Consider the following 18,536-nt stretch of genomic DNA (forward strand, 5'->3'; position numbering starts at 1 on the left):
TGCCATGAGTACGTTTCCTTGGCTGACAACGATTATCCTGTTCCCAATTGTGGCTTCCTTGGCGATTCCCTTCATTCCAGATGCCACAGGCAAAGGACGCCCAATCCGCTGGTATGCCCTGACGGTGGGGTTGATTGACTTTGCCTTGATTGTCTATGCCTTCACGAATTTCTATGACCTGAACACCCCCGGCATGCAACTGTGGGAAAGCTATGACTGGATTCCCGAAATTGGCCTGCGCTGGTCAGTGGGGGCAGATGGCCTCTCGATGCCGCTGATTTTACTCACGGGCTTTATTACCACGCTGGCGATTTTGGCGGCTTGGCCAGTGACCCTGAAGCCGCGACTGTTTTATTTCTTAATGCTGGCGATGTATGGTGGCCAGATTGCCGTTTTTGCCGTGCAGGATATGCTGGTCTTTTTCCTTGCGTGGGAACTGGAGCTGATTCCGGTGTACCTGCTACTGGCCATTTGGGGGGGGCACAAGCGTCAATACGCGGCAACAAAGTTCATTCTCTACACGGCTGGTAGCTCCCTCTTTATTTTGGTGGCGGGTTTGGCCATGGCCTTCTATGGCGACACGATTAGCTTTGATATGCAGACCTTGGCGGCCAAGGACTATGCCATTGGGTTTCAACTGCTGGTTTATGCCGGCTTTTTGGTGGCCTACGGCGTCAAGCTGCCGATTGTCCCCCTGCACACGTGGTTGCCGGATGCCCACGGTGAAGCAACAGCGCCGGTGCACATGCTGCTGGCGGGGATTCTCCTGAAGATGGGCGGCTATGCCCTGATTCGCATGAATGTCGATATGCTGCCGGCAGCCCATGCCAAGTTTGCCCCCGTTTTGGTGATTTTGGGGGTGGTCAACATCATCTATGCGGCGCTGACTTCCTACGCGCAGCGCAATCTCAAGCGCAAAATTGCCTACTCCTCGATTTCCCACATGGGCTTTGTGCTGATTGGGATTGCCTCGTTTACCAATTTGGGCATGAGTGGGGCAATGCTACAAATGGTCTCCCACGGCTTGATTGGGGCGAGTCTCTTCTTTTTGGTGGGAGCCACCTATGACCGTACCCACACGCTGATCCTTGAGGAAATGGGCGGTGTTGGCCAGAAAATGAAGAAGATCTTTGCCATGTTTACGGCCTGCTCCTTGGCCTCCCTTGCCCTGCCGGGGATGAGTGGCTTTGTGGCTGAACTCATGGTCTTTATTGGCTTTGCCACTAGTGATGCCTATTCGTTGCCCTTCCGCGTGATTGTGGTCTTTTTGGCGGCAGTGGGGGTGATCTTGACACCGATTTACCTGCTGTCGATGCTGCGGGAAATTTTCTACGGCCCTGAAAACAAGGAACTGGTGGAGCATGAAGCCCTTGTGGATGCTGAACCCCGCGAGGTGTTTATCATTGCCTGTCTTTTGGTACCAATTATTGGCATTGGCCTCTATCCCAAGCTATTGACGCAAATTTACGATGCCACCACGGGGCAGGTGATTGCGCGAGCGCGGGAAGTGGTACCGACGCTGGCTCAGCAGGTGGATCAACCCTTAGGGACACTGGTGGCACCGAGCCTGAACTCAAAGACTAAATGAGTTGGCTACAAGATTGGGTACTGGGGGAGTGGAGCTGGCTGCGCTTGGGGCGATCGGGACTCCTGATTTATCTGATCATTGCGGTCTATCTCTACTTTGGCGCCGATGCCCTGATCTTCCATCCACCCCGTCCTACCTACTCCCTTTCTGAGGAGATCCGGCTGATTCCAGTGGGGCAGGGCGATCGCCTTGCGGTGCGGTATGTTGCCAACCCAGACGCTCACTTTACGCTGCTGTTTAGTCACGGCAATGGGGAAGACCTCGGCATGGTGGAACCCTTTCTACAGACGCTGCGGCAGTGGGGGTTTTCCGTCCTCGCCTACGACTATCGTGGCTACGGCTTGAGTTCGAGTCGCCCTAGTGAGCGTCATGCCTACGCAGATGCTTTGGCGGCCTATACCTATCTCACAGAGGAACTGCGAGTCCCCCCAGAGCGGGTGATTCTCTATGGCCGTTCCCTTGGCGGTGGGGTGGCGACGGAACTGGCAACACAGGTTGCAATTGCGGGGTTGGTCTTAGAAAGTACCTTTACTTCCATCTTTCGGGTGGTGGTGCCTTTCCCGTTATTTCCCTTTGATCGCTTTATCAATCGAGATAAACTGCCGCAAGTCAAGGTGCCGCTGTTGATTCTCCACGGTACTGCCGATAGCATCGTGCCCTTTCGTCATGGCCAATACCTTTTTGCCATTGCCCGTGAGCCAAAATTTTCCCTCTGGGTCGAGGGTGCCGATCACAATGATTTTGTTGAGGTGGCGGGCGATCGCCTGCGGATAGCGTTAGAGGAATTTGCTGCTTTTCTGAAGGCACAATCTGCCTAGGGTGTTTATTAAGGGAAAGCTGATGTTCCCAGTAAGGGACAGTTGTTGAGGTACGCTGAGATCGTAGCGCGAAAAGATTTTCTTATGGATGCTTTGGCTCTTTGGCAGCATTACCAAGACTGGTTGTACTACCACCCTGAGTTAGAGTTCTATGTGGATGTCAGTCGTATGGGGCTGACCCTAGAAGTGGTACGTCGCCTAGAGCCAGCTTTTGAGCGCGCCTTTCAGCAAATGAAGGAATTGGAAGCAGGGGCGATCTCCAACCCCGATGAGGGCCGCATGGTGGGGCACTACTGGCTGCGGGATGCCGATTTGGCACCAACTCCAGAACTGCGTGCCGAAATTCGCGATGCCATTGCCCAAGTGAAGCAGTTTAGCCAGCAAGTCCACAGTGGCGCCATTGCTCCACCCCAAGGGGGTCGCTTTACCGAGATTCTCTCCATTGGCATTGGGGGGTCTGCCCTAGGTCCGCAGTTTGCGGCGGCTGCCCTTGCCCCTGTGAATCCGCCCCTGAACATTCACTTTTTGGACAACACCGACCCTGCCGGGTTTGAGCGGGTTTTTGCGGAACTAGGCGATCGCCTGCGGACGACATTGGTGATTGTCATTTCCAAATCGGGGGGGACACCGGAAACCCGCAATGGCATGCTAGAAGCCCAAGCCCGCTTCCAACGTGCCGGCCTTGCCTTTGCCGATCACGCCGTCGCCGTCACCCTGCCGGGCAGTGGCCTTGCCCAAGTGGCGGAGTCCAACGGTTGGCTGGCCATTTTCCCGATGTTTGACTGGGTGGGGGGGCGCACCTCGGAACTGTCAACGGTGGGTCTATTGCCCGCTGCCCTGCAAGGGATTGACATTGATGCCCTCCTCGCGGGAGCAAAATTGATGGATCAGGCAACCCGCGTGCCGAAGATTCGCCAAAATCCCGCTGCCCTACTCGCCTTGGCTTGGCACCATGCGGGCAATGGTCGGGGTGAAAAAGATATGGTTGTCCTGCCCTACAAAGATAGTCTGCTCCTGTTTAGCCGCTACTTGCAGCAGTTGGTAATGGAGTCCCTCGGCAAGGAAAAAGACCTCGACGGCAACATTGTCCACCAAGGGATTGCGGTCTATGGCAACAAGGGAACCACGGATCAGCATGCCTATGTGCAGCAGTTGCGGGATGGCCTACCTAACTTCTTTGTCACGTTTATTGAGGTGCTGCGGGATGGCCAAGAACCCGCCATTGACGTGGAGCCGGGGATTACTTCCGGGGATTACCTCAGTGGCCTACTCCTCGGCACGCGCCAAGCCCTCTATGAAAAGGATCGCCCTTCCCTGACGGTGACGATTCCAGAGGTGACGCCCAAAACGGTGGGTGCTCTGATTGCCCTTTATGAGCGAGCAGTGGGTCTTTATGGCTTCTTGGTGAATATCAATGCCTACCATCAGCCGGGGGTGGAAGCGGGGAAAAAAGCAGCAGCAGCGAATTTGGCGTTGCAACGGCAGATTGTTAAAGTCTTAGAACAAAGTGATGAACCCCTAGACTTGCAGGCGATCGCCGACGCTGTGAATGCGCCGGATCAACTGGAGCGGATTTACCTGATCCTACGGCACCTTGTGGCCAACGATCGCGGCATCGAGCAACTGGGGGATCCAGGGCAGCCAAGTCAATTGCAGTTTCGGTGGCAACGCTAATGCAGCGGCGGCAATTTTGTCAGGGGTTGTTTGCCTTGGGGGCGATCGCCCTCAGTGGTTGTCAAGCCACTGCCAATACAGGACTCACCGTCTATTTACTGCGAAAATCCTTACCCCCCCAATTGATTCAGCGCTTTCGTCAACAGGCCGGCGTGGGACTTCAGCTGCGGCTGCGGGAAACCCCCCAAGAGTTAGCCAACACCTTTGCAGCGGGAATCCTCGGGTCAGCCGTCCTCAGTCTCGGGGATGCTTGGATAGCTCAGGCCGTGGCGCAGCGACAGATTGCCCCTATTCCCAAACCACTGATTCAAAACCGGTGGGACTGGGCTGAACCGTGGCAGCCATTACTGCAACTCATTGGCAAAGACGATGCTCTCTGGGGTCTGCCCTATCGCTGGGGGGCAACAGTCCTCATTTATCGCCGCCAGTTCTTTGCCGATTTGGGCTGGGAACCCACAGATTGGGATGTCCTATGGCATCCAAGCGTTCAAGGCCACTATAGCCTGTTAAATCAGCCGCGGGAAGTGATTGGGTTGACGCTGAAATCCCTAGGGCTATCCTACAATGCCCCACCCACCCACCCCGAATTACGGCAACGCTTGCAGCGTCTCCGCCAAGGATGTCGTTTTTTTAGTTCTGACGCCTACCTGCAGCCACTGATGCTGGGCAGTACACAATTAGCAGTGGGTTGGTCAACGGATGTACTGCCGCTGCTGAAGCGAGATCCGCAGACCTATGCCGCCGTGTTTCCCGCCAGTGGGACAGCGCTGTGGGTGGATTTGTGGGTCTGTGGCCAAAACCCCGATGCGGCAGCCTTGGCTTGGTTGAACTACTGGTGGCAACCGGAAGTTGCTGAGCAACTCAGCCAGTTTAGTGATGCTCCCTCGCCGCTGGTGAGCGATTTAAGACGCACTCTCTTGCATCGCTATATTCCCCTAGCGACTCCCACCGCCTTTGCCAAGAGTGAACTCCTGCTCCCCCTCGATGTGGCTGCCCAAAAACGCTATGACACCCTTTGGCAGGAAATGTTTTTGCCCCTCTCCTAAGTGTGCCGCGGTTGCCTTGAACCACCTAGGATTTCTGCCACATAGGCGAGGGCTTGGGGGCGATCGCGAATTTCTCCCCGCGCTTGCGCCGCTTCCACAGCTCGCAACAATTCACCCACACGCGGCCCCGGCGAGACCTGAAACACTTCTACCAGATCGGCACCCCGCACCAATTGGGGGGGATGGGCAATGGCATCCTTGGGGTCTAACCACCCTTTGACCAAGGGCACTAGATGCGCTTTGGGGATGCCCCGGCTCAGGGCAAGGGCAACAAAGGCTGGAAAATAGCTACCCGCCGCGCGGAATAGATAGAAGGCTTGCTCGCGGTTCAGGGGGTGTTCGAGGGGGACTAGCCAGTGGTTGAGCAATCGGCACAGGACTTGGACAATGCGGATTTCATCGGTGGTGTAGGTGAGGGCAGTTAGTTCCTCGGCCGCTTGGCGATCGCTGGCATTCACGAGGCAGGTGAGCTTGGCCAAAGCCACTAGGGTTCGCCGTTGGGGTTCGCCGGGGGCAGTTGTTGCGGCAATAGATGTCGTTAGCGCCGGCCAAAGGGCTGGGAAGGGAAAATTCCCTAGGGTGGATTCAAGGGCATGGTAGTGGGTAATCCGCTCCTCGGTGACCGACGGCAGCCACACCGCCAACACGCCATCGCGAAAAGCAAGGGTGAGATAGGGGGCACTCTCAAGGGCACTGAGAAAATAACTGAGTTCCACCCGCACCCGTTCTGGGGCGACTCGTCGCAGTTGGGGGGCAAGGGTTTGGATCACCTGCCGCGTTTCGGGCGTAATCGTAAATTGCAGTTGGGCGGCTTGGCGATAGGCGCGTAGGAGTCGCAGGGGATCAGCAGCGAGATTTTCTGGTGCGACATAGTGAATTTGGCGGCGTTGCAAATCCAAAAGGCCACCGAGGGGATCGACAATGTGGTGGTGGTGAATGTCGTAGGCAATGGCATTGAGGCGAAAATCGCGATCGCTCAAATCGGTCAAGAGGGTTTCTCCGTGCCGCTGGGCAATATCCACCGTTGTATTAGCAAAGACTAAGCGGGCAATCTGCCGCTGCCGATCCAAAACCACTAAACCAGCCTTGTACTTATCCGCCAGTTTTTGGGTCAGGGCAATCGCATCCCTCGGCACAATAAAATCCAAGTCGGGGCACGAATTGATCCGGCCTAGGAGCGCATCCCGCACCGCTCCCCCCACGAGGTAGGTATCGGCCGGTAAATCACTGACCGCGATCGGCCAGCGACTAAAATCAAAGGGTTGAAGGGCGACCATTAGAGCTGGTTGAGAGCGATCGCTTGCCCCCCAAGGGTGACCCTCAAGTTTTCCCCCTGCACACAGACGAGCCCTGCGGCGGTTTCAATGGTGAGGCAGTTATTTTCAAATTTGAGTAAGCCGTTCCAAGGCGGGACTGCTGGGGCAGAGGTGGTGGGCAATCCAGACGGGACACTTTCTAGCCAAATCAGCGAGGCATCCCCAGAAAAGTGGCGATCGCCCATCGCCGTTTTGATTATCAGACCACCGCCCGCCGACGGTGAAAAGGCAATATCGCAAATGGGCTGCCACTCCTTGCCCACCAACAGTTGCAATTGCTGTGGCTCCTGAGGTGTGGCAGTGGACTTGAGCAGTAACCACCAAGTTTTCCAAAGTTGCCGTGCCGTTCCCCAACGCACCACCTGTCCCGACGGAATGGCGACCTGTTCGTAGTGCCACGCCGGTACGGGTTCACTGACGTATTGTGTGGGCAAGAAGGAATGGGCTTGGAGGACACTGGCCACCACATCGGCAAAGGGCGCCTCGGCAAAAAGGGTTACTTTTTCATTGGCCACACTCTCACCTTCTACCACCGCCACCACCGTTTCCGTGACCGTGCGCAATTGATAGCAGTGATTGCCGAGGCTAACCACCTTCAAATCAGCACTTTGGTAGGTACTGGGCAGGGGGTGTTGTTGCAGGATCAGCATTTGAATCACCTGCTCATTCGTCCACTCAATCACGGTGGTTTCGTTCGCAGTGGCCATTGGCTTAGCCATTGGCGTTGGGGCGGGCAACGGAACCTCTTCCATTTCCCCAGCCTCAAAGACCACTTCGCCATTGGGCAGGATAGTTCCTGAGAGCTTGGCTTCCTCTAAGTCTTGGCGGCGGGCGATCGCCCCGGTCAGATCCGCCTCTGACAGATCTGCCCCCACCACATTTGTATCCTTCAGATTACTGTCGTGGAGCACCGCCCCCTTGAGGATGGCACCACTGAGCACCGCCTGCTGTAAATTGGCGCGTGAGAGGTAGGCACCCACTAGGATGGCGCCACTGAGCATGGCTTCCTGCAAGTTGGCATCGGTCAGATTAGCACCACTCAGATCTGCACCAATCAGATTTGCCCCCCGCAGATTGGCATTGGCCAAGTTGGCCTTGATCAAATCCGCTCCACTCCAGTTGATGCCCTGAAGATCCGCCCCCGCTAGATCCACATGGCTCAGTTGCACCAGAGGGAACACACTGCCCGCCAAATTCACACCCCGGAAATTCCGCACCCCACGGGCAAATTCGCTTAACAAGGTTTCAAGGGTAATTGCTTTGCTCATAGCCGCTCACTAGCAGGGCACCACAGAGTTTTTCAAGCCCACTGCTATAGCTATTCTAGGTCTTGATTCCCATCCAGAGGAGCCAGTCAGCGATGCCATGGTTTGTCAAAATTGAACGCGGTATTGTGGACAAAGCCACCTTTGATCGCCACGTTCCTGCCCACCGTGCCTATGTGCGCGCCCTCATTGCCGCAGGGCATCAAGCCCGCACGGGATACTGGGCTGAGCGCGGGGGTGGCATGTTGTTGTTTCAGGCGGATTCCCGGCAAGCCGCTGAAGAAATTGTTGCCCGTGATCCCCTCGTCCAACACCAGTGTGTCCACTACGAACTCCACGAGTGGTGTATCGTCGAAGCCCCCGATTAGCCTTGGCGCAGTTTCTCCGCCCAGACACGGGTGGGTAGCCCCCACACGTAGATAAAGCCCTCGGCGGCCTTGTGATTAAATTGATCCTCGGCGCCATAGGTAGCCAAATCGGGCGTATAGAGGGAATAGGGAGAGCGTCGCCCCACCACCCGTGCGGTTCCCTTAAAGAGCTTGACGCGCACGGTACCCGTCACCCGCTTCTGGGTCTGTTGAATAAAAGCATCCAAGGCTTCCTTGAGGGGGCTATACCAAAGACCGTTATAGACCAAACGGCTGTAGGTCTCTTCAATCCCCCGTTTGTACTGCGTCACATCGGCGGTTAAGGTCAAGCTTTCCAAATCGCGGTGGGCGTCAATAAGCACCAAGAGGGCAGGGGCTTCGTAAATTTCGCGGGATTTAATGCCGACAAGGCGATTTTCAATCATGTCAATGCGACCAAAGCCGTGGCGCCCCACCCGCTCATTGAGTTCACTCACCAGCGTTACGGGATCGAGGGAGCGGCCATCGAGGCTAACGGGAATTCCGGCCTCAAAGCCAATATCCACATACTCCGGGGAGTTGGGGGTATTTTCAATGGCTTGGGTCATCAAATAGATTTCCTCAAGGGGTTCAATCCACGGATCCTCAAGGGGGCCGGCTTCAATACTGCGTCCCAAAAGATTGCGGTCAATGCTGTAGGGGGAAGATTTTTTCACAGGCGCAGGAATGCCAAAGCGTTCGCCATAGGCAATGGTTTCTTCGCGGCTCATGCCCCATTCGCGAGCGGGTGCCAGGACCTTGAGGTTGGGATTCAGGGCGGCGATCGCCACATCAAAGCGCACTTGATCATTGCCTTTCCCTGTACAGCCGTGGGCAACGGCATCGGCACCATACTCAGCAGCCGCATCCACCAAGAGCTTGGCAATCAGAGGGCGAGCAAGGGCCGTCGAGAGGGGATAGCGATTTTCGTAGAGAGCGTTGGCCTGAAGAGCGGGAAAGGCATAGTTGCGGATGAACTCAGCTTTGGCATCGACCACCAGCGAGGCACTGGCACCAGCATCAAGGGCTTTTTGGCGAATGGGTTCCAGTTCATCCCCCTGTCCTAAATCAGCGGCGAGGGTAATGACTTCCTTCACGCCCCACTCGTGCTTGAGATAGGGAATACACACGGAGGTATCCACTCCCCCCGAATAGGCCAAAATGACTTTTTCTGCACGCCCCATGATTCTTTCCTGAAATAAATGCGATCGCTACTATAGCGGATCTGTTTGCCAGAAACGTTATAGCAATAACCGTTTCGCCGAGCCTTACATCTGTTTCACTTCGTTTGCTAGGGGCAGGCCTTGCTCAAAACAGGTCAGATTTTCAATTGTCGTACGGGCAATATCTGTGAGGGCATTGCGGGTAAAGAAGGCTTGGTGAGCAGTAATCACCACATTGGGGAAGGATTGCAGGAGTTGGAAGGTGTCGTCTTGAATAATCGTGTCCGAAAGATCTTGGAAAAAGAGGGAGTCTTCCTCTTCATAGACATCAATGCCCAGATAACCAATTTGGCCACTTTTAATGCCCTCAATGACTGCTTTGGTGTCCACCAGCTTGCCACGACTAGTATTGATCAACATGACACCGCGCTTCATTTGGGCGATCGTGGTCGCATTGATCAGGTGTTCATTTTCGGGGACAAGGGGGCAATGAAGAGTGACAATGTCCGATTCAGCCAAGAGGGTTTCTAGGGTTGTGTAGGTGCCTATCTGCTCAAAGTCTTTGTTGGGGTAGGGATCATAGCCGTAGAGGTGACAGCCAAAACCATGCATAATCCGGGCAACAACACGCCCAATTTTGCCTGTGCCAATGATGCCGACCGTACAACCATACAGATCAAAGCCCATCAGCCCCTCTAGGGAAAAATTATCATCGCGCACGCGGTTGTAGGCACGGTGAAGTTTGCGGTTTAGCATCAAGATCAGCCCCACTGTATGCTCCGCTACCGAATAGGGGGAATAAGCACTGACGCGGGTAACTGTGATGCCCAAGCTGGCCGCTGTTGCCAAATCCACATTGTTGAAGCCCGTACAGCGCAGCGTCACCAGACGCACCCCCAACGCTGCCAGCCGTTTGAGGGTCTCTGCCCCCAGATCATCATTGACAAATACACAGACGGCCTCATGTCCCTCGGCAAGGGAAACTGTTTGAGGACGCAGTAGCACATCGTAGTAGGTGAGGAGATGGGGATGACCTTGAGCTTCATTGGCGGCATTCAGAAACTGGCGATCGTAGGATTTGGCACTGAAAACGGCAACTTTCATAGCATGGCTCTCCTAGCCCAAGTGACATTACAGCCCTTTTCACTAGGGTTGAACACTCTAGAATCCTGAGAACGTTAATGGCGGACAGCATGCCGATGTGTCCTGTCTGTTAACCCCATATTCCACAAAAGAGCTGTAGTTAGCTTAGCGAGTGTCAGCTTAAGGTTGTGTTAAGGGAGGACAAATACCCAGACAACTGCTTAGGGGATGCCCTTAGCGCTTGCGAAAAAACTGGCGAATGGTTGCGGCAATATGCTCAATGGTGGCATCGCTCAATTCAGGCCAAATGGGTAAGCTGAGAACCTCGCTGGCAAGGCGATCGCTCACAGGATTGGGTGGAGATTGCCCCTTATACATCGGAGAGTGATCTTGGGGAATGGGGTAGTAAATCATCGAACTAATACCAGCCGCCTTCAGGTAAGCCGCGAGCGCATCCCGCTGCCCATTGAGCACCCGAATGGTATATTGATGAAACACATGCCCTAGAGATACTGCTGGGGTCACCACCGCCTCAAGACCCGCCAAGGCTTGGTTATAGGTTTGGGCGACTCGCCGTCGCTCTTGATTCCAGCGATCGATATGGGGTAGCTTCACCCGCAGAATTGCCGCCTGTAGGCTGTCCAAGCGAGAATTGTAGCCAATCATTTCGTGGTGGTAGCGTTGACGGGAGCCGTGAACCCGCAGCATGCGCGATCGCTCGGCTAAATCATCATCATTGGTGGTAATCAGCCCCCCGTCGCCATAGGCACCGAGATTCTTGGTGGGAAAAAATGAAAAGGCTCCCATGGTACCGATCGCCCCCGTGAACCGATGAGCTAAAGCCTCTTGAGTTGCCGTTTCACATTGACAGTTCTCACAGGGCGGACAATAGCGGGCACCAAAGGACTGGGCACAATCCTCAAGAATGGCTAACCCATGGGCTTGGGCAATTTCAACAATTGCTCCCATAGCAGCTGGCCGCCCAAATAAATGAACCGGCAAAATCGCCTTGGTGCGGGGGGTAATGGCTGCGGCAACTTTATTGGGATCAAGGTTAAAAGAGTCCAGTTCCACATCCACAAAGACCGGGCGGGCACCCACCAAACTAATTGCCTCTGCCGTCGCAAAAAACGAAAAGGGGGTGGTAATCACCTCATCCCCAGCACCTATTCCCAAACTGCGCAGGGAAATCACCAGTGCATCTGTCCCTGAATTAACTGCTACCGCATGGCGCACCCCTAAATAGGCGGCTACCTCTTCCTCAAAGGCCTGTACCTCTGGCCCTAGAATGAACTGACCGGATGCCAGTACGCGGGCAACTGCGCGATCGATGTCTGCTTGCAGGAATTGATATTGGGCCTTGAGATCAAGAATAGGGATGGTATCCATGAGAGAGCGCAAGTCTTTATTATCATCCTCTCACGAGCGTAGTGTGGTTTTAGCGAATTAAGCTAGGCTTAGAGTGTAGAGCCGTTCTCAAGGGCGGGGTTCCAGACCCGTTTTTTTTGATGAATCCCCAAGAGTTGTTAAAACGCTATGCCAGCGGTGAACGGGACTTTAATCGTGCCAGTTTGACAAATGGCGAGTTTATCAACGCTGATCTACGGGGGATTATTCTCTCCCGTGCCGACATGGAGTGGGTCAACCTGAGCGGAGCCAATCTCAGTGGTGCAGTGCTGTGTGGCGCAGAAATTGTTAATGCCATGCTCATCAAGGCAGAATTGGTGGATGCCAACCTCGCTGGCGCAAACCTTAGCCGCAGTGATCTCAGTTGGGCAAACCTGACGCGAGCCAATCTCAGCCGCGCTGAACTTAGTGAAACCACCCTGCGGGGAACGGTGCTTCAGGGTGCCAATCTCTCTCGTGTGGACTTGGCGAATGCGGATCTACGGGGATTGACACTCGACGGCGTTAACCTTTCGGGGGCAAATTTACAGGGCGCGAATTTGCATGGCACGGATCTAAAGCAGGCGAACCTAACCCGTGTGGATTTAATTCAGGCGGATGTCAGCAATGCCAATCTCAGTGGTGCGAACCTCAGCGGTGCCAACCTGAGTGGCGCGAACTTAACGGCGGCGAATCTCACGGGAGCCAATCTCAGCCGCGTTGATCTCACGGAAGTCAAGCTCAGTGAAGCCAACCTTGCCAAGGCCAACCTTGTCGGCGCGGAACTGGCCAAGGCGGATCTGTCCTCCCTAGAACTTTCAGATGTCAACCTCAGTGGTGCCAATCTCAGTGGCGCGAACCTGAACCATACCAACCTTAGCCGTGCGGATCTCAGTGGGGCAAATTTACGGGGCGCCAACCTCAGCCATGCCAAACTGGTGGGCACCAATCTGCAGGGGGCGAATCTCCAAGGGGCAAACTTGCAGGGGGCATTGCTGGACAATGCGGATTTGAGTCAAACGGATCTACGCAGTGCCAATCTCAGTGGCCTCGTCTTTAATGGCGTGAAGCTGCGGGGTGCCAATCTCAGTGGTGCCAATCTTCGCGAAGTGGAGTTAACGGAAGCCAACTTTAGCCGTGCCGACTTGGTAGAAGCGAATCTCAGCCGTGCCCGCTTGGTGGGAGCCAACCTGAGTCGTGCTACTCTCTCAGAAGCGAATCTCAGCCGCGCCACCCTCAGTGGAGCTACCCTGAGCCGGGCAACGTTTAGTGGCAGCTTACTGGGAACTGTAGATCTCAGCGGTGTTAACTTGAGTGGGGCAGACTTAGGGGACGCCAACCTCTCAGGCTCTAACCTGTCGCGGGCGGATTTGACGCGGGTGAACCTGACTGCTGCGGATATGAGTGGTGCCAACCTCAGTGAAGTGGATTTGCGGGGTACGATTATGCCCGATGGCCGACGGCGAGCTTAGGCGGGGTCTTTTTCGGGGACGGTTTCTTCGGCAGCTTCAACCGGCTGGGGTCTCGGTGGTGCTTGACGGCCAAAGAGGTGCACCAAGTGCTTCAAATGAGCGGCAAGTTCAGGGGTAAGTTGACCCGCAGTTAGGCGCCACGCCCAGTTGCCTTCGCTCGTACCGGGGAAATTCATGCGGGCATGACTATCGAGACCGAGCAAATCTTGAACGGGAAGAATGGCTTGGTTGGCAACGGTTCCTAGGGCCATGCGAATCAAAGCCCAGTGGGGTTCGCTGGGGGTATAGCCCAAATAGTCAATGAGGCGCTGCTGTTCCCAGTCACTGAGGGTGCGGTACCAGCCGACAGTTGTGTCATTGTCATGGGTGCCAGTGTACACCACACAGTTGCGCTCTTGATTAAAGGGTAAAAAGGGATTATCCGAACCACCGCCGAAGGCAAACTGGAGAATTTTCATCCCCGGAAACTGAAACTGATCCCGTAGGGCAATGACATCGGGGGTAATATCCCCTAAATCCTCGGCGAGAATAGGCAGTCGTCCCAAAGCAGCTTGCAAGGTTTCAAAGAAGGCAGCACCAGGACCCAGTTGCCACTCACCGTTGACGGCTGTTTCCTCTCCTTCGGGCACTTGCCAGTAGCCCTGAAAGCCGCGAAAGTGATCCACACGGATAATGTCCATGTAGGAGAGCAGGGCACGGAAGCGCTCAATCCACCAAGAGTAGCCATCGGCAGCAAGGGCTTTCCAGTTGTAAATGGGGTTGCCCCAGAGTTGTCCTGTGGCACTGAAGTAATCTGGAGGCACACCGGCCATGAGGGCAGCCGCACCCGTTTCTGGATTGAGTTCAAAAAATTGGGGAAAGGCCCAGACATCGGCACTGTCGTGGGCAACATAAATGGGAATATCACCAATAATCTGAATCCCCTGTTGATTGGCGGCTTCCTTGAGGGCGTGCCACTGCTGGTAAAAGAGAAATTGCTGAAACTCGTACTCAAAAATGCGCTCTTTGAGAACGGCTTGGATCGCGGCAAGGGCGGTTGGTTCGCGATCGCGCAAAGGGGCGGGCCATTCATACCACGGCTGTCCCTCGTGGTGATCCTTCAGCGCCATAAAGAGGGCATAGGTGGGCAGCCAGTAGTGGGCAAGGGCTTGAAAGTCGCGAAAGGCCTGCCAGTCTTCTGGGGTGGCTTGATTCTGAAAGCGTTGAGCAGCAAGGCGGAGCAGGGGGAGTTTTTGGCTAATGACAGCCTCGAAATCAACGCGATCGCTATTCTCAAGCGTGAGTCCTGCCAAATCTGCTTCCGTTAACCAGCCCTCCTTGACCAGTTCATCCAAGCTGATCAGCAGTGGGTTGCCGGCCATCGCGGAGTAGCACATATAGGGGGAATTGCCAAAGCCCGTTGGCCCTAGGGGCAAGACCTGCCAGTACTGCTGATCACTGGCAACCAAAAATTCAAGGAACTCACGAGCTGCCGCACCCAAGTCACCAATGCCATGACCACCAGGCAGGGACGTGGGATGAAGCAGTAAACCACAGGAGCGGGGAAAGTGCATTATTAAGCCACGGGGAAACTTGAGCTAATTATCGCCCAATTCTGGATCGGCAATCTCGCTGGATTCCGCTAGAATTTCTGCTTCAAGGGCGGCTAGCTCCTCTGGCGACATCCGCGCAAGGCGATCGCTCATCACGGCCTCTTCATAGTCTTTAAGTTGCTGGTGGTAGGTCATCCGTCCTGTAAAGACCCGCAGGAGATAGGTGGAGAGCCAACCCAGAACCACCAAGACAAAAATGGCTTGACTCCAAATCCCGGCTTGAAGCGGCTCAACCCCCGCAATGCGCAACAGCAGATAAACCAAGCCGCCCGCAAGGAAAACACCAATACCAATCCCTAGAACATCAATGCGGCGCATAGCACCTAGGAATCGAGAGAGCGCGGTTGGGGACGAAAGTTAATAAAGGGAGCCAGCAGGAGTAATCCCGGAAAGAAGAACGTCACCAGAAAGTACATAAATGCCCGCTCAAAGGAGCCAGCCACATACCAGCGAGCATTCAAATAGGCATAGACGATCGCTGGCACCACCAGCAGATATAGCCCTGCCAAGGCGCCATAGACACCGAGTACCAAAAGCTCTGTTGAAACTGCCATCGATGACTACCTCTTCACCAAAACGACTAGATTATTCTGAAACGGTGCTGGTTTCCCTCACCGCTTCCCCAAGGGCAGGAACAGCAATTCCCATCGCTGCAGCAAGGGCAGGAGGAGGCGCTTGGCGACTGGGAGCATTGAGATATTGACCGGTGAGAATAGGGGGCACCGGCTTCATCTTGTGCTTGGCGGTAAAGAGGCGATGGGTTTGGGCAAGGTTGCCACGCTCACTGATATGCTCATTGGCAATTTTCTTGCGCAGCTTGACGATCGCATCCATGATCGCTTCTGGACGGGGCGGACAGCCGGGCAAATAGACATCCACGGGAATCAGCTTGTCCACACCACGCACGGCGGAATAAGAATCAGAGCTAAACATCCCCCCTGTGATCGTGCAGGCACCCATCGCAATCACGTACTTGGGATTGGGCATTTGATCGTAGAGGCGCACCAAGGCGGGTGCCATTTTCATCGTGATGGTGCCAGAGGTGATGATCAAATCCGCCTGACGGGGGCTGTTGCGGGGCACCAAGCCAAAGCGATCGAAATCGAAGCGCGAGCCAATCATGGCCGCAAACTCAATGAAGCAGCAGGCAGTGCCATACATGAGCGGCCAGAGGCTCGATAGCCGTGCCCAGTCATAAACATCGTTGAGGGAAGTAAGGATGATATTTTCCGCAAGTTCTTGGGGAACTTCAGGACGAGCAATTGGATTGAGGATGGCAGGCGAGGTCGTATTGGTCATAGGGTTCCCTCAAGGGACATCGGCCAAATGTAAAAACACTTAAAATTATAGGCCTTTACCCTAACAGATGCAGCCAATTGCATTGAGCTGGCAATAAAAAAACTTGACAGCAAGGATAAATTATTTTTGGCCGCCCACCTGCAGGCCGGGGGGTAGGTCTAAGGTGTCACCAATGGTGATGCCATTCCAGTAGGCCGCCAGCAGGACATCACAGGTTTTGCCCCAGGCGATCGCCCCTTGATGGTCGAGACCAATGGCGCCAAAATCCCGTTGCCGACTCGCGGCTTCCCGAAAGGATTTTTCAAAGGCCGCCTCAAGGGAAAGCCCATCGGTGACGCGCACCACAATCCGCGTGGCCAGCGCCTCATCCAGAATATCCTCACCAATGCCAGTACAACTGACTGCTGCTAAGCTGTTGGCATAGGTGCCGGCTGGCGTTGCGGAGTCACTGACCCGCCCAATACGCTCAAAGCCCTTGCCGCCAGTGGAAGTCCCCACGGCCAAGTGTCCCTGCTGATCTAAAACCACAACACCAATCGTGCCCCGCCTTGCCTCCTCGGCCACGACTCCGGCCATCGATGTTTGGAAATTGCCTTTGCGTTCCTCGAGCCACTCGTAGAGTCGCTGATCCGTGAGGGGTTGATACACAGGAAGCTGCAATTCACGAGCGAGCTCTGCTGCTCCCACATCGGACAGAATACGGTCAGGGCACTGTTGCAACCAATGCGCAAGGTCAATGGGATTTTTCACCCGTGAGACATTAATGACACCGCTGAGGCGCTGCCGCTGCCCATCCATGAGCGAGGCACTCATGCGAATTTGACCGTCGGATTGCAGCACAGACCCCGTGCCTGCATTAAAGCGCGGTTCATCCTCTAGGAGCCGACACCCCAAAACCACTGCCTCAATCGCCGTTGCCCCTTCTTTTAGGGTCTGAACCACTTGGCTGACAATGGTATGCAGGGATTGGCGGACGGAAATGAGACCGCCTTTGTCTTGGAGCGAGCTGCCGGCGCCGCCATGGAGAATCACAGTGGGTTGGGGCATCCTGAATAGGCGAGATAGAAATCAATAGACTAAATTCACGATACCCCGCGGCGAGGGTCTAAATCCACGGGCTGCCCTAAGCAACTGCTGCCGCTGGCATGGTCTCTGTCTGAGTCGTGGCTTCCTCAGTATCCAGTAGCGCTTGTAGTTCTTGGATGGCTTGTTGGGTATCCTCCACTTGACTGAGGAGCGATCGCGCGATTTTTTCCCCAGAGGCGGTGGACTCTACAACCTCGCGAATGTGATGGCGAAAATGATTGGCCATTTCCTCTACTTGTTGGTTGGCAAAGACCACTTGGTTGGCCAGTTTGTTAATTGCCTCACTGATAAAATCGAAACCAGCCATCTGCTGGCCACTGCGCCTGGCAATCAGCCCCGCCTGCACCGCAAGGTGTTTCACCTGACGGGTAATCTCAGCAATTTGATGGGTGGCTTGGTCGATAATTTCCACGTCCTGTTTCAGCCGTTCGCTGAGGCGATAAACCTCCGCTGTGTGACGGCTAATTTGGTTAACCCCGGTGAAGGTTTGCTGAAAGGCTTTGCGCCCCCGCTGGGAAAGAACTTGGCTAATGGAGACGAACCGTTGATTGAGTTGGGCAATCCGCTCCGCTTGCTCACGCACAGAGCGCTCCTGCTGCTCTAGGGCTTCGTTCATCTGTTGGGTGCGGGTCAGCTCGCTTTCAAGGCGCTTGGCATAGTCTTGGTTCCGCTCTTTTTCCAGCTTTAACTTCTCAAGGAGTTGCTGGGTGTGGAAGTGCTGCTGCTGAATGAAGAGATTTTTCTTGCTCAGCACTTGCGCTTGGGCAATCAGGATCAGCCGCATATCCACCAACACCAGTTGCTTGCCCTTACGCACGACCACGGGTTCGTAGACAAAGGCGGGGGGGCGACTCAAGGCCTGTTCCACAGTTTCTTCCACAGGAGTGCGTGCCATCAAAACAAGGGGAGGTACTTGGGGTGCAGCAACTTCTGGCAGCAATTTAATCGGGCGCGGCAAGTAGAGATCGCGACCAAACTGCTTGCTCATGCGCTCAAAAAACTTGACCTTGGAGATCATGCCGATGACGCGATCGCCTGCCACCACCAGTACCCCCGGTAGCTCAGGATAACGTTGAAATTCATCAGCCACTTTTTCAGAGATGGTTTCAGGGGAAACCTGATAGGAAAAATAGGGTAAGTCAGCCAACGTAGCGGCTGCAGACAGTTGGATATTGACTGTCTCATTCATTTGATTGTCCCCCAGAATGAGTATTCAATTGTTTTAGCGTGAAGACTGTACTCTGCTTTACCTCACTTAAATTATCTCGACTTAAGAGTAGGAGGAAATTATTTTTTGGTTATCTTTTGGTTAAGTTCGATTCCCACTAGATTTCAAAATACCCGAATTTTTCGTTTATTCCA

General features: G+C 54.7%; 17 protein-coding genes. 6 read left to right on the top strand and 11 right to left on the bottom strand.

Annotated elements, in window-relative coordinates:
• Positions 1–4 precede the first annotated feature (4 nt).
• The 4 genes from ndhD1 (at position 5) to RHI63_RS01345 (ending at position 5,126) form a co-directional block, all read left to right on the top strand.
• Positions 5–1,588: a photosynthetic/respiratory NAD(P)H-quinone oxidoreductase subunit D1 gene (gene ndhD1 / locus RHI63_RS01330; RefSeq protein WP_206200741.1), complete on the top strand. Its 1,584-nt coding sequence runs from the start codon at positions 5–7 to the stop codon at positions 1,586–1,588.
• On the top strand, positions 1,585–2,406 hold the full coding sequence (locus RHI63_RS01335; protein ID WP_310821749.1) for an alpha/beta hydrolase: 822 nt from the start codon (positions 1,585–1,587) through the stop codon (positions 2,404–2,406). The genes ndhD1 and RHI63_RS01335 overlap by 4 nt, the downstream gene beginning before the upstream one ends.
• A gap of 84 nt (positions 2,407–2,490) precedes the next feature.
• Complete coding sequence (locus RHI63_RS01340) at positions 2,491–4,080, top strand: glucose-6-phosphate isomerase (protein WP_310744721.1); 1,590 nt, start codon at positions 2,491–2,493, stop codon at positions 4,078–4,080.
• The gene (locus tag RHI63_RS01345; protein ID WP_286668755.1) at positions 4,068–5,126 is read left to right on the top strand and encodes an extracellular solute-binding protein; all 1,059 of its coding nucleotides are present in this window, start codon (positions 4,068–4,070) and stop codon (positions 5,124–5,126) included. The genes RHI63_RS01340 and RHI63_RS01345 overlap by 13 nt, the downstream gene beginning before the upstream one ends.
• On the opposite strand, the gene RHI63_RS01350 is transcribed toward RHI63_RS01345, so the two are convergent.
• Together RHI63_RS01350 and RHI63_RS01355 are read right to left on the bottom strand one after the other, a co-directional pair.
• Entirely contained in the window at positions 5,123–6,403 is a 1,281-nt protein-coding gene (locus RHI63_RS01350) for a CCA tRNA nucleotidyltransferase (RefSeq protein ID WP_310743267.1), read from the bottom strand. The genes RHI63_RS01345 and RHI63_RS01350 overlap by 4 nt on opposite strands.
• On the bottom strand, positions 6,403–7,710 hold the full coding sequence (locus RHI63_RS01355; RefSeq protein WP_206200746.1) for a pentapeptide repeat-containing protein: 1,308 nt from the start codon (positions 7,708–7,710) through the stop codon (positions 6,403–6,405). The genes RHI63_RS01350 and RHI63_RS01355 overlap by 1 nt, the downstream gene beginning before the upstream one ends.
• 92 nt (positions 7,711–7,802) lie before the next feature.
• Here RHI63_RS01355 and RHI63_RS01360 point away from each other — a divergent pair, with 92 nt between their 5' ends.
• Positions 7,803–8,075, top strand: a complete 273-nt coding sequence (locus tag RHI63_RS01360) for a YciI family protein (RefSeq protein ID WP_302677089.1) — start codon at positions 7,803–7,805, stop codon at positions 8,073–8,075.
• On the opposite strand, the gene RHI63_RS01365 is transcribed toward RHI63_RS01360, so the two are convergent.
• The 3 genes from RHI63_RS01365 to RHI63_RS01375 form a co-directional block, all read right to left on the bottom strand.
• The gene (locus RHI63_RS01365; protein ID WP_206200748.1) at positions 8,072–9,277 is read right to left on the bottom strand and encodes an argininosuccinate synthase; all 1,206 of its coding nucleotides are present in this window, start codon (positions 9,275–9,277) and stop codon (positions 8,072–8,074) included. The genes RHI63_RS01360 and RHI63_RS01365 overlap by 4 nt on opposite strands.
• An 84-nt stretch (positions 9,278–9,361) precedes the next feature.
• Positions 9,362–10,360, bottom strand: coding sequence for a 2-hydroxyacid dehydrogenase (locus tag RHI63_RS01370; protein ID WP_206200749.1), 999 nt, complete (start codon positions 10,358–10,360; stop codon positions 9,362–9,364).
• Between the two features lie 213 nt (positions 10,361–10,573).
• Positions 10,574–11,728, bottom strand: a complete 1,155-nt coding sequence (locus tag RHI63_RS01375; protein ID WP_310437915.1) for a DegT/DnrJ/EryC1/StrS family aminotransferase — start codon at positions 11,726–11,728, stop codon at positions 10,574–10,576.
• A 119-nt stretch (positions 11,729–11,847) separates the two neighbouring features.
• Here RHI63_RS01375 and RHI63_RS01380 point away from each other — a divergent pair, with 119 nt between their 5' ends.
• On the top strand, positions 11,848–13,197 hold the full coding sequence (locus RHI63_RS01380) for a pentapeptide repeat-containing protein (RefSeq protein ID WP_206200751.1): 1,350 nt from the start codon (positions 11,848–11,850) through the stop codon (positions 13,195–13,197).
• On the opposite strand, the gene malQ is transcribed toward RHI63_RS01380, so the two are convergent.
• The 6 genes from malQ to RHI63_RS01410 form a co-directional block, all read right to left on the bottom strand.
• Positions 13,194–14,750, bottom strand: coding sequence for a 4-alpha-glucanotransferase (malQ, locus tag RHI63_RS01385; RefSeq protein ID WP_206200752.1), 1,557 nt, complete (start codon positions 14,748–14,750; stop codon positions 13,194–13,196). The genes RHI63_RS01380 and malQ overlap by 4 nt on opposite strands.
• Before the next feature lie 24 nt (positions 14,751–14,774).
• On the bottom strand, positions 14,775–15,107 hold the full coding sequence (locus RHI63_RS01390; protein WP_206200753.1) for a DUF3007 family protein: 333 nt from the start codon (positions 15,105–15,107) through the stop codon (positions 14,775–14,777).
• Positions 15,108–15,112: 5 nt separating this feature from the next.
• Complete coding sequence (ndhL, locus tag RHI63_RS01395; protein ID WP_181495109.1) at positions 15,113–15,343, bottom strand: photosynthetic/respiratory NAD(P)H-quinone oxidoreductase subunit L; 231 nt, start codon at positions 15,341–15,343, stop codon at positions 15,113–15,115.
• A 31-nt stretch (positions 15,344–15,374) separates the two neighbouring features.
• Positions 15,375–16,088: a photosynthetic/respiratory NAD(P)H-quinone oxidoreductase subunit K gene (gene ndhK, locus RHI63_RS01400; protein WP_206200754.1), complete on the bottom strand. Its 714-nt coding sequence runs from the start codon at positions 16,086–16,088 to the stop codon at positions 15,375–15,377.
• Between the two features lie 120 nt (positions 16,089–16,208).
• Positions 16,209–17,135 (bottom strand): isoaspartyl peptidase/L-asparaginase, encoded by a 927-nt coding sequence (locus RHI63_RS01405; protein WP_206200755.1) that lies wholly within the window; start codon positions 17,133–17,135, stop codon positions 16,209–16,211.
• A 76-nt stretch (positions 17,136–17,211) separates the two neighbouring features.
• Positions 17,212–18,363, bottom strand: coding sequence for a hypothetical protein (locus RHI63_RS01410; RefSeq protein WP_310821750.1), 1,152 nt, complete (start codon positions 18,361–18,363; stop codon positions 17,212–17,214).
• Positions 18,364–18,536: the final 173 nt, after the last annotated feature.

Origin of the sequence: Thermosynechococcus sp. GLH187 (assembly GCF_031583395.1) — a bacterium.
GTDB lineage: Bacteria > Cyanobacteriota > Cyanobacteriia > Thermosynechococcales > Thermosynechococcaceae > Thermosynechococcus.

What these genes read in the sequence shown, in the direction of transcription:
- ndhD1 (WP_206200741.1), top strand. Translation starts at nt 5, where the DNA reads ATGAGTACGTTTCCTTGGCTGACAACGATTATCCTGTTCCCAATTGTG.
- RHI63_RS01335 (WP_310821749.1), top strand. Translation starts at nt 1,585, where the DNA reads ATGAGTTGGCTACAAGATTGGGTACTGGGGGAGTGGAGCTGGCTGCGC.
- RHI63_RS01340 (WP_310744721.1), top strand. Translation starts at nt 2,491, where the DNA reads ATGGATGCTTTGGCTCTTTGGCAGCATTACCAAGACTGGTTGTACTAC.
- RHI63_RS01350 (WP_310743267.1), bottom strand. Translation starts at nt 6,403, where the DNA reads ATGGTCGCCCTTCAACCCTTTGATTTTAGTCGCTGGCCGATCGCGGTC.
- RHI63_RS01355 (WP_206200746.1), bottom strand. Translation starts at nt 7,710, where the DNA reads ATGAGCAAAGCAATTACCCTTGAAACCTTGTTAAGCGAATTTGCCCGT.
- RHI63_RS01360 (WP_302677089.1), top strand. Translation starts at nt 7,803, where the DNA reads ATGCCATGGTTTGTCAAAATTGAACGCGGTATTGTGGACAAAGCCACC.
- RHI63_RS01365 (WP_206200748.1), bottom strand. Translation starts at nt 9,277, where the DNA reads ATGGGGCGTGCAGAAAAAGTCATTTTGGCCTATTCGGGGGGAGTGGAT.
- RHI63_RS01370 (WP_206200749.1), bottom strand. Translation starts at nt 10,360, where the DNA reads ATGAAAGTTGCCGTTTTCAGTGCCAAATCCTACGATCGCCAGTTTCTG.
- RHI63_RS01375 (WP_310437915.1), bottom strand. Translation starts at nt 11,728, where the DNA reads ATGGATACCATCCCTATTCTTGATCTCAAGGCCCAATATCAATTCCTG.
- RHI63_RS01380 (WP_206200751.1), top strand. Translation starts at nt 11,848, where the DNA reads ATGAATCCCCAAGAGTTGTTAAAACGCTATGCCAGCGGTGAACGGGAC.
- malQ (WP_206200752.1), bottom strand. Translation starts at nt 14,750, where the DNA reads ATGCACTTTCCCCGCTCCTGTGGTTTACTGCTTCATCCCACGTCCCTG.
- RHI63_RS01390 (WP_206200753.1), bottom strand. Translation starts at nt 15,107, where the DNA reads ATGCGCCGCATTGATGTTCTAGGGATTGGTATTGGTGTTTTCCTTGCG.
- ndhL (WP_181495109.1), bottom strand. Translation starts at nt 15,343, where the DNA reads ATGGCAGTTTCAACAGAGCTTTTGGTACTCGGTGTCTATGGCGCCTTG.
- ndhK (WP_206200754.1), bottom strand. Translation starts at nt 16,088, where the DNA reads ATGACCAATACGACCTCGCCTGCCATCCTCAATCCAATTGCTCGTCCT.
- RHI63_RS01405 (WP_206200755.1), bottom strand. Translation starts at nt 17,135, where the DNA reads ATGCCCCAACCCACTGTGATTCTCCATGGCGGCGCCGGCAGCTCGCTC.
- RHI63_RS01410 (WP_310821750.1), bottom strand. Translation starts at nt 18,363, where the DNA reads ATGAATGAGACAGTCAATATCCAACTGTCTGCAGCCGCTACGTTGGCT.